Here is a 12,940-nt window from a genome sequence, read left to right as displayed (position 1 = left end):
GGCATTTTGGTGGAGGGCGTATTAAACTGTGTTGCTAGGCGAACAATCTAATCACAGGTAACTATTGATGCCCCATAAAACTGGCCTCTTTTTATTTAACAACGATTTACGACTTCATGATAATGAAGCACTCACGCTGGCAGCTGCGCAGGTTGATCAATTAATCTGTGTTTATTGTGTTCAAACGACCCAATCCAGCGCAACTTTACAGGCGCCTAGTTCACTATCACCGCACCGGCAGGTATTTTTGGCTCAAGCGCTTAGCGACCTTCAAACTAGTCTAAAAAAATTAGGCCAGCACCTTGTGGTCACAACAAAATCTGCGCTTGAAGTAATCCCTCAGCTGATCACAGTGCATAACATAGACCATATTTATTCTAGTGTAAGCCCTGGGTATTATGAGCAAAAAAACTGGCAAACACTTGCGAAGCGATACCCATTTATTGGGTTTCATCGCCTTGACACGCACACCTTATTTCACAGAGCTCAGCTTCCATTTGCCGTTGAAAAGATACCAGATGGTTTTTCAAAATTTAGAAAACATGTTGAATCGCTGTCGATCAATCTCCCCTTGGCTGCGCCAAAGCAATTGCCTCCATCGCCTGTGAGTGCCTCTACTTGGAAAAACCTACCCTACAGTCTGGTGCAAGCACCTCTTTTTGAAGGAGGTGAAGAGCAGGCCTTGGCTCATTTGGAGGGTTACTTTAGCACCCGTTTAGCCAGTGACTATAAGCTTACAAGAAATGGTTTAGATGGTATGGACTATTCCACTAAGTTTTCGCCATGGCTTGCCAATGGCAACCTATCAGCACGCCAGGTAATACACTGCTTAAAGCTTTATGAGCAAGAACAAGGTGCCAACGACTCAACGTATTGGATATATTTTGAGCTATTATGGCGTGAATACTATCAGTGGTATGGGCATTGCCATGGCAAAAAATTGTTCCGCGTCAGTGGTATTAAAACGGTTAAGCCCAAAACTAGCTTTTACGCCGAGCGTTTCCAAAAGTGGTGCAGTGGCAATACGCCCTATCCTATCGTCAATGCATGCATGAAGCAGCTAAACAGCACTGGATACATGAGTAATCGAGGACGTCAGTTGGTGGCAAGTTGTTTTGTGCACGAGCTAGGGCTAGATTGGCGTTATGGTGCAGCTTATATGGAAGAGCATTTGGTTGATTATGACGTTGCCTCTAATTGGGGCAATTGGCAATACCTTGCAGGTGTGGGTGCAGACCCTAGAGGCCACCGTCGATTTGATTTAAACAAACAAACCCTCACTTACGACCCTCACCAAGTGTTTATTAAGCAGTGGGCAGGCCATCAATTTGACACCCACTTAGATTCGGTAGATGCTGCAGATTGGCCTATTAGTCGATGATCTGCGGTTTATGATTTTTTCCTTCAACGTCGAATAAAAGCTATGTAAGTAAAACCGAAGATAAAAAGGAATAAGATGGCGAAAATGGTAAAAAAAGGTGATTTGCCGCAAAAGATTTGTGAAGCATGCAAAAAACCATATGCGTGGCGAAAAAAGTGGGCACGGACTTGGGACTCTATTCGCTATTGCTCAAAGCGTTGCAAATCTGAAGCTAAAACTACTCAGCTGTAGAGTTATCTGAAATTGACGCGCGGTTATGCAAGCGCAAGTAAACTAGTATGCTGGTTTGGGAGTATTATATGATTAAAAATAGGTCCGCCACCATGAGCAAGATACGCACTATGGTGATTGCATTGGTGTTTATTTTTACCACCTACGCCCATGCCAAACCTCAAGATTTACATTTTCCATTCAGTCCACAAAGTAGTGACTATTGGCAATATATCAGTGATAGAACCATGGGCGGGGTGTCTAATGGAAAAGTGACTTTGGGGCGCGAAAACGAGGTTGATTTTATTAGGCTTACGGGACAGGTTAGCACCCAAAACAACGGTGGCTTTATCCAGCTGCGCGCAGGCATTTCATTTGCAAACACCCAAACACAAGGCCAAAGTATATCGGGTGCAAAGTTAACTGCTAGGGGCAATGGTGAGGTTTATCATGTGTTTATCCGCACCAAAGACACTCGGTCATACTCAGACTATTATTATGCTACTTTTATCGCCTCTAAAGATTGGCAGATAATTGATCTGCCTTTTAAAGACTTTAAACGCAGCCGCTCCAATGGCTCTAAGTTATTGGCGCAAGACATTACTCGGTTTGCAATTGTGGGCTATGGGCGTGACTTTGAGGCCGATGTATCGGTTTCTAATATTACCTTTTATTATTAAAATTTGGTGAGCCACTCTTTGGGGTGTGTGTACTCTGGCCTAAAAAACACCACCGGTCTATGCTTGCCTTCATCCTCTGGGCACGCATGCCATGGCGCTACACCATGCACTGCTAAACGATGTATGAGATAGGCTTCACCCGGTGGGGTGTGTATTTCCACCCGCTTACAACAAGCTAAAACCTGTTGCCTGGCTTGCTGATAGATTTCTGTCACATCTGTATGAGGCCATTGGTGCGGTGCAATTCCCTTTAAAGCCTTGGTGAGGGCTTCTTGTATGATAGTGTGTGACCCTTCCCAAACCACTGTAGTGCCTGCATGGCGCGGCGTAAGCTGCAAAGGGATGCCTAATATAAACTGGTGAAACTCTTGCGGCATGCGCCTGCGATTTATGCCTACGGGCAATAAACCATCTACATGCGCAGCATCACGCAGCCGCCTAAAATTATGCACAAGGCGTGTTTCGTTTTTATCTTGCTGTGGGTAAGAAGGGCCAATGACTGAAAGTTGCCCTTGTTCAAAAGCAAACCGGTGCGTGTTTTGTAGCTGCAAACATTGCCTTAGCCAGCGCTGAATATTGTGCCCCAAAGCCAAGCCCTGTGGCACCTTGCCGAAAATATCATTAGGTAACACATTCACTCCTACAAACCAGGTTTTACCATGGCGCCACCAATGCGCATTAGTAGGGCTTTTATACATGGTTTGCGACAGGTCACGCACACTTTCAACCCACGCTAAAAGCTTTTCATCCTGCCCACTGCGGCTCCAACCTTTGGCGGCAAAATGCTCTGGTGATGAACTGCTGTATTGCATATTTAAAGCAACCCATTAAGATTTAAAAAACCACGTCCTATTTTAAAAAGACAGCAGATCAAGGGCTAGTGTAACCGAGTGGGTTGAATGCGCAAATTTTCAAGACGCTCACTTAAGACACAAGAAATAGCCTTTGGGTAGTTAATAAGCCTTAGTTTTTCCTTCTATATAGCATCCGGGGTGCCTGTTTTTATTTTTTCCAAAACTAACATTGACATGGCACATCGCTGGAAGCCTACTGCATCTATTAAATGAAGGGCGATATAAACCAATAATGAACAATATTTTGGTCATTATTGGCTAGCAGAGACCGCACTTGTATGGGTGATATAAAAAATACTGATGCGGCAAGATCATCAAGCAACGCGTCCAAACCGAGCAAGACATTCTGCATAATAGAGATAACGAAATGGTTGAACCACTGCGCAAGCATGCTGATTTTTATCATAGTGTCTTTTTTAAGGTCATAAATAATAGTTAATATAGCGCAAAATTACCTAAACTACCTCTTGGTCTGGAGTGGTAAAAATTAAGCTCTGTCTTGTATGCCTATACCCATCACTATGATTATTAATCATTAACTGTTTCTTTTATCTGGTTATAATATTTATAAATCCATTTAGTCTAATTAATATTATTATAATATTATTGTTTTTGCGATAGAACGGTGCTTATAAGCGGTGTCTTAAAAAGCACCTATGCAGAGTGACATATTGGGCGAGACTTAAAAAGTGCAGGTTTAACTACGATTGTTCGTATTACAAAGGCTTTGAATTACCGTCTGTCTCAATGAATTGACTACAACCCAAAGTGATTGTGCAGAAAACTCTAAGGAGACACGTGATGAACTATGTCCAAACACGCGGCACGCACCAAGCGCGCTTGGCCTTGGCGAGAACGCTCACTTTTGTCTGCCCCAGCCTTCTTTACTGGAACAGAGTCTCTTTGTTTTTGGTTGGATATACCCTATTTAGTATTGTTGTTAACTCACTGTATTCAGTGATAAGGAGATGTAAATGAACAAGGAAACGTCTAATCCAGTTGGGCAAAATGTTGATGATGAAATTGACTTAAAAGATATTTTCATCCCCTTGTGGAAGGCGAAATATCGTATTTTGTTATTTGGTCTAATTTGTTTATCTCTAACTCTAGTCTATTCACTGGGTGGGGTTATTGTAGATAAAAGCAACTATGCGAGCATTCAAGTTCATTTTAACTTTCAAGGGGTTGAAGATGGCACTTTCCCAAACGGTGAAAAATTCTCACCACAGGAGCTAATCTCAGGGTCAGTCCTGTCTGAGGTTTATAGAAATATTGATAGCCCAAGTTTCGATTATGCTGACCTTGTGAGTGCGATCAATGTGACACCTGACTTCAATGGTGCTGACGAACTAAAGTCTGTAGTGACTGGGTTGTTGTCAAAAGAAAAAGGATTAACCAATCAAGAATATAGTGATGCGGTTTCTGAGTACACAAACGAAATTATTGCCCAATCTAAAAAGAATGTGATCCTAACCATAGACCAGGATTTGCTTGGTGGTAACCTTAAAAAACCAAGTGATTTGTTGCACAGTATTCCGAAAATATGGGCAACGCATGCCATTGAAGATCGTGGTGTTTTGAGCATGTTTGCTCCTACAATAAGCACGCTCGATACCCATATAAACTCTGGTGAATTACTCATTCAAGTCAATGTATTAAGTGACACTTACAGTCTATTATCTAAAAGTGTGGCTGGGTTATCAGGCTCGCTAGATAACCAATCTATTACAGACCCAGAGTCGGGCATGGCAGTTGCAGATTTGCGTTATAAGTTAGATTTGGAAAATAAATATAGGATTTCAATACTTAAAGAACTGGTCGTTAAGAACGGCGTAGGTGTTAAAAATGAATCTTGGTATAAAGGATTTAGAGAGGCTCGCTTAGGTAAGTTAGAGCGTGAACGATCTAGTCTTGAGCGAATGGTTGATGTGTATGAGCAGGCGTTGATTGAATTTAATCAGCAACAGTATAGTCCCTCTGAGGGCGCTAAATCACAAGGGGGAGGCAATTCTGGAACGACTGTATATTCTCCTCAGTATGGTGAGGACGTTATTAACCGGCTGATGGAATTAGGCTCTAAAATGTCTGATCCAGCATATAGAAAAAGCCTGCTACAAGAAAAAATAGACCTTTCAACCAAACTTCAAGTGGTCATTACCGAAATCAACTTCTATGATTTTCAGAAGCCTACCGACGATGAAGTAAGCATATCTGTTGAGGAGATTTCTAATTTAATTAATCAATCATTCACAGAACTTGAAGAAATACATTCGGCCTTGCTCGGTATTATCCAAGTGTCAAATTTAAGTAGCCTGGACGACAGGGGCGAGTTGTTTGATTTGGTTGGGAGTGTTCAGGAAAATGTGTCTAGTAACTTATCCCAAAGGGTGATGCTAAAGGCAGTTTTAGCATTTATCTTAGGGTGTATTCTTGGCATGGTTGTGGTGTTTGGTAGGCGAGTTCTTCGTTAGAACTCAATGCTCAATCTGTAACGCACATCATCCAGAGCATGCATAAAAACCATTAACCCTAACCGCATAGGTCTTACAGTTAATAGCACCTTTTTGTCATTGTCGTTTGAGCAAAAAATATCAGCTATTCAGGATTTGTTAAATAGGTTTGATGGTTCTAACGCCAGTATTATTGCCAACTTCTATAGCTATGCAGGCCAACTTATAACAGTACAGAAAAAGATAATGTAAGCACCTCTTTAACTGTTTTATTTTTCTCGCCTTGGGCCAACTGCAACATTGCGCAATGCATCTGCGCATCAACGTAGGTTGCTGCTAATTTTGGGGGTAGATCAGCAGTGAATTCACCTTTTGTTTTTGAGCGTAAAACCCAATCGTGCAGAGCATCTAACACCTGTTCATGAATATGACTTATTTCTGCTTGTGTGCCTGCGCCCATATACGAGCGCGACTGACGCATTTTGGCCATAAGGCACCCTTTAGGTGCTTGCTCATCATGATTTTCCATAGTGATGGAAGCGACGATGTAACCAAGGGTCTCCCTAAACGGTGCATCTGCTTTTAACGCTTCAAATAGAGGTGCCAATATCTTTTTTTGATAGCTTTGCAGCGCCGCTTTCATCAAGCCATCTTCATTAGTGAATTCTCGGTAAAGGCCAGGTTTGGCGACATTGGCTTTTTTACAAATTTCATTTACTGATACATTATCAACGCCGTCATGCCAGTAGGCCTGCATCGCTACATCTAATACATGATCTCGGTTTAATGTCCTAGGGCGGCCTCTTGGCGCATTTGAATTATTATACTCATTAGAATTCATGTTATTAGTACCGGTTGGTATTTTAATTTGACAGGCGTTGAAGCAATGCTTAATATACCGGTTGGTACGTAATTAATCCATCCTAAAGGAAATTGGTATGTCACAAACTGTACTTTTAACAGGAGTGTCTGGCTACATTGGGCTGCACATTGCTCGGCAACTTTTAAATGCAGGCTTTTGCGTAAGAGGTTCTGTGCGTAGTAAGAATAAGGAAAAAGAGGTTCGTGAAACATTGGCTGCAGCTGATGTAGATATAAGCCAGTTTAGTATTGTTGAATTAAACCTTACTCATGATGATGGCTGGGATGAGGCAGTAAAGGGTTGTGATTATGTGATGCATGTAGCCTCTCCCTTTGTGATTGCCAACCCAAAATCTGAGGATGACATGATCATTCCAGCTGTGGAGGGCACACTACGTGCGTTAAGGTCAGCAAAGAAAGCAGGGGTAAAACGAGTGGTCTTAACCAGCTCTATTTTAGCAATGATGGGGAGTATGAAAACAGGTATATTTGGCCCTAAAGATTGGACCGATATTAATGCAGCTAACATCAGCACGTACGCTAAAAGTAAAACTTTGGCCGAAAAGGCAGCATGGGACTTTATTGAAAGCCAGGCAGGTGCAGATAAGATGGAAATGGTTAGTATGCATCCTGGGGGCGTATTCGGTCCTCCATTGGGCAATGTCATTACGGGACAATCGATGGACATGTTGGATCAAATGCTACGTGGGAAAATGCCTCTGTTGCCAAGCTTCGTGTTTCCATTAGTAGATGTGCGTGATGTGGCTACCTTACATGTTCAAGCAATGATTACCCCCGATGTTGTAGGCAAGCGAATTGTTGCTTCGCCTAGTAAGGGTAGTAGCTTTGTAGAAGTAGCTCAAATTTTAAAAGAAAACGGCTACAAGGGGCCTAGTACACGCGTGGCACCAGATTTCTTACTGCGTTTTATGTCGCTGTTTGATCGAGAGGCACAGGGTATGTTGGGGCTTCTAGGTATGGACCTACACGCTGACAACGCACAAACTCGAACTTTGTTCAACTGGACTCCAATACCACTTAAAGACTCTGTGCTAGATAGTGCTGCTGCTGTGAAGGCGATTACGCACTTAGATGGCTAGCCATACTCTCCTTGAGGCTTAGGATTCGCACACCTGTGGTTTGATCAACCAACATAACTCAACCAATATTTTGTAAGATAATACGATGGCAAAAATGATAAAAAAAGGTGAGCTGCCACAAAAGACTTGTGAAACATGCAACAAGCCCTTTGCATGGCGCAAGAAGTGGGCGCGTGACTGGGACAATGTTCGCTATTGTTCACAGCGCTGTAAAACTGAATCTAAGCGATAATATAGTTCTGATTAGTAAATCGGATTTTAGTGTTTAGTTAAGTTGGTATAGGTGACTAATAGTTGAGGTATAAATTAGTGAGGCGCCTCACATTAAGCCCCCGTTCCATTTTGTCGACAGGGAGGGGATCACTCAAGAGGCAATGTATCGAGTGTCTTACTTGGCTAAACCCTTTGGAAAGGGCTGCAGGCCGCCACAAACTAAAGACTTTCAATGTTCGCGCATGAAATCAAACAAGGACTAGAATAGTGCCAGCAGCCTCACTGTGGAATCCTTAGACCACGGTAATGCCTATTGGCTATTTAGCCTAACTGAAATTTGTTCAGTATTGGATATGGATTTAGATGAGTTTTTCTATGGATGAGGGACTGCAAACGGCCCTTAGCAAACCCTAGTAACAATTTGTGACTTCTCCTAGAAGAAGACAAAATGTGTAAGGCTTATACCAAAAGCTAAAGCTGTTCATCAGTTCCACACTTTTTCATGTGAAAAGTACGCTCTTAGAGAGCATAGTGAGGTTTGCATAGGTCTTAGCTAATGGATGTTTGATATTAATAATTATCAATATCAAACATTCGGAAAAATGATGACAGTTTGTGGTCTTTACTTGGTCGAGAAAACTACCCACTTAATGTGTTTGGAATTCATGTACCATAAGCTGCTCAAAAGCGACTGCAATCCAGCCACTGACCAACATATCAAACCACTGCTCCACACCGCTGCAGGCTACGACAATATTTCCATAAACAAAAGAGCCATAAAATGGCAAATCATCTACTCGAAGGGAAGATGGGTGTATTGCTTGGGGCACTATATTTGCCTGCATTTCACGCCAGGCTTGGTTGGCTTTATTGCGGGCGAATTCATCAAATGGTTTTTCCCAAATTTTTGTATGTCGAATAGACTCTTCATATAAAATAGCAGAAGTAAAATCTGATTCCCAAGGTTTTAGCCTAGGATCCATGATGACGATATGAAGTTCTTTGCGGTTTGTCCGTTCAAATAATTTATAAATAGAGGGCTTTACTAATTCTATGGCCTGTTGCGCTATGGCTTGATGAGTCATTATTCGTTTCTCGATTAGTAAAGTTATTGGGAGCTATTTTGGCTATTTTTTAAGATTTAAGAAGTAGTTAAAAATTTCAGGCACATTGCTGTCGCCCATGCCAGCGTCAAGAGCCGCCTGTAGGTTTGCAGAAGTGCTTTGAGCAATCATCGCCTGGCTTCCAAGGTTATCTACCATTTCAACAAAATAACCCAAGTCTTTGTTTGCATTGGCAATTGAAAAACCAAGGTCACTTACACCATCCACTGCATAGTTCTTACAGAACTTCATGAAAGGTGAATTAGACGGGCCTGCCGACATAATATCAAACAGTTGCTGCCCATCAATACCTGCAAGCTTAGCTACTGCAAATGCCTGTGACATAGCGCATGCTGTAGTCATACCCATAAAGTTATTGATCAATTTAGTTGTGTGACCCGCACCAAGAGCGCCAAGGTGGAATACATTTTCACCTAGAACGTCCAAAACAGGTTTCACGTCATCGTATGTGTCTTTATCACCAGCAGCCATAATATTAAGCAAACCATCTTTAGCGTGAGCTGGTGAACGCCCTAATGGTGCGTCAATCATGCCAATGCCTTTGGTTGCAAGGTCTGCACCAATCTTTCGGGTAGACGCTGGAATCGAAGTTCCAAAATCAATCAAAACTGCGCCCTTTTTTAACCCCGCCAGGAGGCCGTCATCACCATAAACTAAGCTCTCTACTACCTCAGATGTGGTGACACAAAGCATTACGATATCACTGGTTTGGGCCAATTCACGCGCTGTAGTCGCTTGGCTTGCATTACCACGCTCAAGAACGGCTGCCACCACATCTTTTTTACGACCCAGCACAGTCACTTGGAAACTATTATTTTGCAAGCATTCCACCATCTTGCTACCCATAAGGCCCAATCCAATAAAGCCTATCTTAGGAAGTTTTTTGTTTGTCATATTCATCTACCCGTTACATTATTTTTAATTATTTATTAGACCCTTGTGCTGCCCTATCTTTGAGTTTTTCCACCACCATCAGACATAAATCCTTCCACTTCAGAAAGCGAGACCATAGAGTTGTCTCCAGGTGTCGTCATTGACAAAGCCCCATGTGCATTGCCATATTCAACCGCCATTTGGAGGTCGCCCTTTTCCAACAAACCATAAATCAGGCCCGCTGCAAAACCATCCCCACCACCAACACGGTCAAGAATATCAAGGTTTGAAATTGCATCGGATCGATAAAAATTTGAGTGGCCCCAACAGATAGCCGACCAGTCATTTTGGCTAGCACTGGTAACATGGCGAACCGTTGAGGAAAAAACTTTTAGGTTAGGAAATTGTTGAGTCGCCTTGGTGATGAGCCCCTCAAAATCATTGGTATCTAACGTGGTTTGATCCTCAGTTTCCATCTCTATACCAAGCAACCCAGGGAACCCCATCATCACATCCACAAATGGAGCCAGCGTTTTATTCACAGCTTGGCATTTATTTAGCCCACCACGGTTAGCCCATAATGAAGCCCTATAGTTTAAATCGTAGGAAACGATGGTGCCGTATTTTTTAGCCGCTTTCATGGCCTCTAAGGCCACATGGTAAGAATCATCAGAAAGGGCTGCATAGATGCCGCCCGTGTGAAACCAACGAACACCTAGTGTGCCAAAAATATGGTCCCAATCTATATTACCGGGTTTTATTTTTGACGTGGCGCTGTGGCCTCTGTCAGAACAGCCTACAGCACCACGTATGCCATAGCCACGCTCTGTAAAATTCAACCCATTACGTACCGATTGCCCAAAACCATCGTATTCAAACCATTTTACCAAAGAGGTATCTACACCTCCTTGTAATATCAAATCTTCTAGCAACAGACCAATGTCGTTGTTTGCAATGCCTGTGACCACTGCAGCGCGCTGCCTAAAGCAACGGCGCAACCCGCGTGCTACATTATACTCACCACCACCTTCCCATACCCTGAAATGGCGGGTGCTTCGGATGCGTTCTTCGCCCGGATCAAACCGCAACATCACTTCACCTAATGACAGGATGTCATAGTGACATTGTGATTTTTCTTTTATTGTTAACATGATCTATTGTTTCTCAAAAATGATGACTTGACTATGATCCGGATTTGGTAAGATCCCGTTCTATTTCACGCAATTTTTTAAATTTTTTGTAACTGGTTACCGCCATAAATACAGCCAAAATCAAAAAGGCAGCACTAAGGGGTCGTGTTAAAAATATGCTTGGGTCATCATGGGAAAGCATCAAGGCTCGTCGCATATTTTGCTCGGCCATAGGGCCCAGAATTAAAGCTAGTAAGATGGGTGAAACTGGAAATTTAGCACGTTCCATAAAATATGCCAGCACGCCAATGGTTAATGCTAAACCCACATCCCAAAAACTAAATCGCATTGAATAAGAACCAACAATGCATAAAAGAAATATGATCGGCGTTAATACTTTGTTATCAATATTTATTAATTTTGCAAACAGGCGCGCTCCTGACAATCCAACAAACAAAAGTACAAATTGGCATAAAATCATACCTGCAAAAATAGGATAAACGATATCTAAATTATCCCGGAACATGAGTGGCCCAGGCTGAAAACCATGAATCGTTAGAGCGCCAAGCAGCACAGCAGTAACCGCATCGCCTGGCACGCCTAAGGTGAGCATTGGTATCATCGCACCACCAGTGGCGCCGTTATTAGCTGCTTCAGGAGCCGCCACGCCCTCAAGGGCACCTTTGCCAAATTGTTCAGGATGCTTAGAAGTTCTTTTTGCTTCACCGTAAGCAACAAATGCTGCAACATCAGCGCCTAACCCTGGAACACTGCCTGTAAAGGTGCCCATACCGCCAGACTTTAGCATGGTAGGGAACAGGCTTTTTATCTCTTTGAAACTTGGAAGAATTTTGCCAACTTTTGATTTCACATGAGGCGTAATTTCCATCTTTTCGATGTTGCGAAACACCTGTGCAAAACCAAACAAACCAATAAGAGCGGGTATAAAGGTAATGCCTCCTAGTAGATTTTCATTGCCAAATGAAAATCTTGGAACACCCGATAAAGGATCAAAGCCTATGGTTGTGAGCAATAAACCAAACAATGCAGCAATTGCACCTTTTAAAAGTGATTCACCAGAAATCGAAATGATCATGGTGAGGCCAAAGACCGCTAAGGCAAAAAACTCGGCTGGGCCAAAACGCAAGCCAAACTGGGCAATCTCTGGCGCAAGAAACGCCATGATTAGAGCGCCGATAACACCACCTACAAATGATGCAATGGTTGCAATGCCTATAGCTTTTCCAGCTTCACCTTTCAACGCAAGAGGGTAACCATCAATTAAAGTAGCCGCAGCAGCTGGCGTACCTGGGGTTCTGATGAGGATGCCAGAAATTGAACCGCCATATATCCCGCCAGTAAAAATACCCATTAACATTAATAACCCTTGCACAGGGTCAAGACTGAAGGTGAATGGAACCAGTAATGCACAACCCATAGTTGCTGTTAAACCAGGCAAACAGCCCACTACAACACCCGCTGTAACGCCAATCAAAATAAACATGAGGCTATAGGGATCACTAAAAATAGTTTGAAAGGCATCAAACAAAAAGACAACGCTCATTCGGTGTTCCTCAATGACAAGCTTAAATGGCGCCTTGAAATATCCCTTCAGGGAGTGGTATTTTCAAGAAGAAGTAAAATATGCAATAAATAACAACAGACACAATGAGACTGGAAAGAATCCTAACTGTTTGCCCCTTTTGTCCTATAAACATCATAACCATATACAAAAAACCAACAGTGGCGACAAAAAAACCTACAACCGTCATCATGAGTAGATACACTACTGAAATAATTAATGTTCCCGTAGCTTTGAATAATCCTGGCTTATTGATCCTTTCTAACCCTTTAAGGGCATGTCCTGTGAGCGCTCGAATAATCAGTACAGCTGAGGCTAGGAATAACAACACGGATAAAGCTTGAGGGAAAAAATTAGGGCCGTAGCTATTCACACCCCTACCTGTGTATTGTTCTGCATACACATATACAGCGACACTCAACATGCAAAGAACGGTGCCAACGACAATATCGATACGTTTGCTATCCATAATATATACATTT

The 12,940-nt window shown here is 42.6% G+C and carries 14 protein-coding genes; 7 read left to right on the top strand and 7 right to left on the bottom strand.

Annotation, left to right across the window (positions count from 1 at the left end):
- The first annotated feature begins 67 nt into the window (after positions 1-67).
- From ABXT42_RS09130 to ABXT42_RS09120, 3 genes are all read left to right on the top strand, one after another.
- Complete coding sequence (locus ABXT42_RS09130; RefSeq protein WP_443627839.1) at positions 68-1,381, top strand: DASH family cryptochrome; 1,314 nt, start codon at positions 68-70, stop codon at positions 1,379-1,381.
- A 75-nt stretch (positions 1,382-1,456) separates the two neighbouring features.
- The gene (locus ABXT42_RS09125) at positions 1,457-1,612 is read left to right on the top strand and encodes a DUF2256 domain-containing protein (RefSeq protein WP_443627838.1); all 156 of its coding nucleotides are present in this window, start codon (positions 1,457-1,459) and stop codon (positions 1,610-1,612) included.
- 68 nt (positions 1,613-1,680) lie between these two features.
- Positions 1,681-2,271, top strand: coding sequence for a CIA30 family protein (locus ABXT42_RS09120; protein ID WP_443627837.1), 591 nt, complete (start codon positions 1,681-1,683; stop codon positions 2,269-2,271).
- Here ABXT42_RS09120 and ABXT42_RS09115 read toward each other — a convergent pair.
- Positions 2,268-3,083, bottom strand: a complete 816-nt coding sequence (locus ABXT42_RS09115; RefSeq protein ID WP_443627836.1) for a hypothetical protein — start codon at positions 3,081-3,083, stop codon at positions 2,268-2,270. The genes ABXT42_RS09120 and ABXT42_RS09115 overlap by 4 nt on opposite strands.
- An 850-nt stretch (positions 3,084-3,933) precedes the next feature.
- Between ABXT42_RS09115 and ABXT42_RS09110 the strand changes: the two genes are divergently transcribed.
- Together ABXT42_RS09110 and ABXT42_RS09105 are read left to right on the top strand one after the other, a co-directional pair.
- Positions 3,934-4,086: a hypothetical protein gene (locus tag ABXT42_RS09110; protein WP_443627835.1), complete on the top strand. Its 153-nt coding sequence runs from the start codon at positions 3,934-3,936 to the stop codon at positions 4,084-4,086.
- A 13-nt stretch (positions 4,087-4,099) separates the two neighbouring features.
- Entirely contained in the window at positions 4,100-5,596 is a 1,497-nt protein-coding gene (locus tag ABXT42_RS09105; protein ID WP_443627834.1) for a hypothetical protein, read from the top strand.
- A gap of 202 nt (positions 5,597-5,798) precedes the next feature.
- Here ABXT42_RS09105 and ABXT42_RS09100 read toward each other — a convergent pair whose 3' ends face one another.
- The gene (locus ABXT42_RS09100; RefSeq protein ID WP_443627833.1) at positions 5,799-6,416 is read right to left on the bottom strand and encodes a TetR/AcrR family transcriptional regulator; all 618 of its coding nucleotides are present in this window, start codon (positions 6,414-6,416) and stop codon (positions 5,799-5,801) included.
- Between the two features lie 97 nt (positions 6,417-6,513).
- Here ABXT42_RS09100 and ABXT42_RS09095 point away from each other — a divergent pair, with 97 nt between their 5' ends.
- Positions 6,514-7,536, top strand: coding sequence for an SDR family oxidoreductase (locus ABXT42_RS09095; RefSeq protein ID WP_443627832.1), 1,023 nt, complete (start codon positions 6,514-6,516; stop codon positions 7,534-7,536).
- Between the two features lie 85 nt (positions 7,537-7,621).
- The gene (locus ABXT42_RS09090) at positions 7,622-7,768 is read left to right on the top strand and encodes a DUF2256 domain-containing protein (RefSeq protein WP_443627831.1); all 147 of its coding nucleotides are present in this window, start codon (positions 7,622-7,624) and stop codon (positions 7,766-7,768) included.
- A gap of 628 nt (positions 7,769-8,396) precedes the next feature.
- Here ABXT42_RS09090 and ABXT42_RS09085 read toward each other — a convergent pair.
- Genes ABXT42_RS09085 through ABXT42_RS09065 form a run of 5 tightly spaced genes read right to left on the bottom strand, consistent with a single transcriptional unit; the run spans position 8,397 to position 12,927 of the window.
- On the bottom strand, positions 8,397-8,834 hold the full coding sequence (locus tag ABXT42_RS09085) for a hypothetical protein (RefSeq protein WP_443627830.1): 438 nt from the start codon (positions 8,832-8,834) through the stop codon (positions 8,397-8,399).
- 42 nt (positions 8,835-8,876) lie between these two features.
- Complete coding sequence (locus ABXT42_RS09080) at positions 8,877-9,767, bottom strand: NAD(P)-dependent oxidoreductase (protein WP_443627829.1); 891 nt, start codon at positions 9,765-9,767, stop codon at positions 8,877-8,879.
- A 53-nt stretch (positions 9,768-9,820) separates the two neighbouring features.
- On the bottom strand, positions 9,821-10,897 hold the full coding sequence (locus ABXT42_RS09075; protein WP_443627828.1) for a sugar kinase: 1,077 nt from the start codon (positions 10,895-10,897) through the stop codon (positions 9,821-9,823).
- Positions 10,898-10,928: 31 nt separating this feature from the next.
- Positions 10,929-12,440, bottom strand: coding sequence for a tripartite tricarboxylate transporter permease (locus tag ABXT42_RS09070; protein ID WP_443627827.1), 1,512 nt, complete (start codon positions 12,438-12,440; stop codon positions 10,929-10,931).
- Between the two features lie 22 nt (positions 12,441-12,462).
- Positions 12,463-12,927: a tripartite tricarboxylate transporter TctB family protein gene (locus ABXT42_RS09065; protein WP_443627826.1), complete on the bottom strand. Its 465-nt coding sequence runs from the start codon at positions 12,925-12,927 to the stop codon at positions 12,463-12,465.
- Between the last annotated feature and the right edge of the window lie 13 nt (positions 12,928-12,940).

Source organism: Candidatus Njordibacter sp. Uisw_002, assembly GCF_047730155.1.
Taxonomy (GTDB): domain Bacteria; phylum Pseudomonadota; class Gammaproteobacteria; order Pseudomonadales; family Balneatricaceae; genus Njordibacter.
The sequence above is the reverse complement of the archived record's forward strand: the minus strand, read 5'-3'. Positions and strand labels throughout refer to the sequence as shown.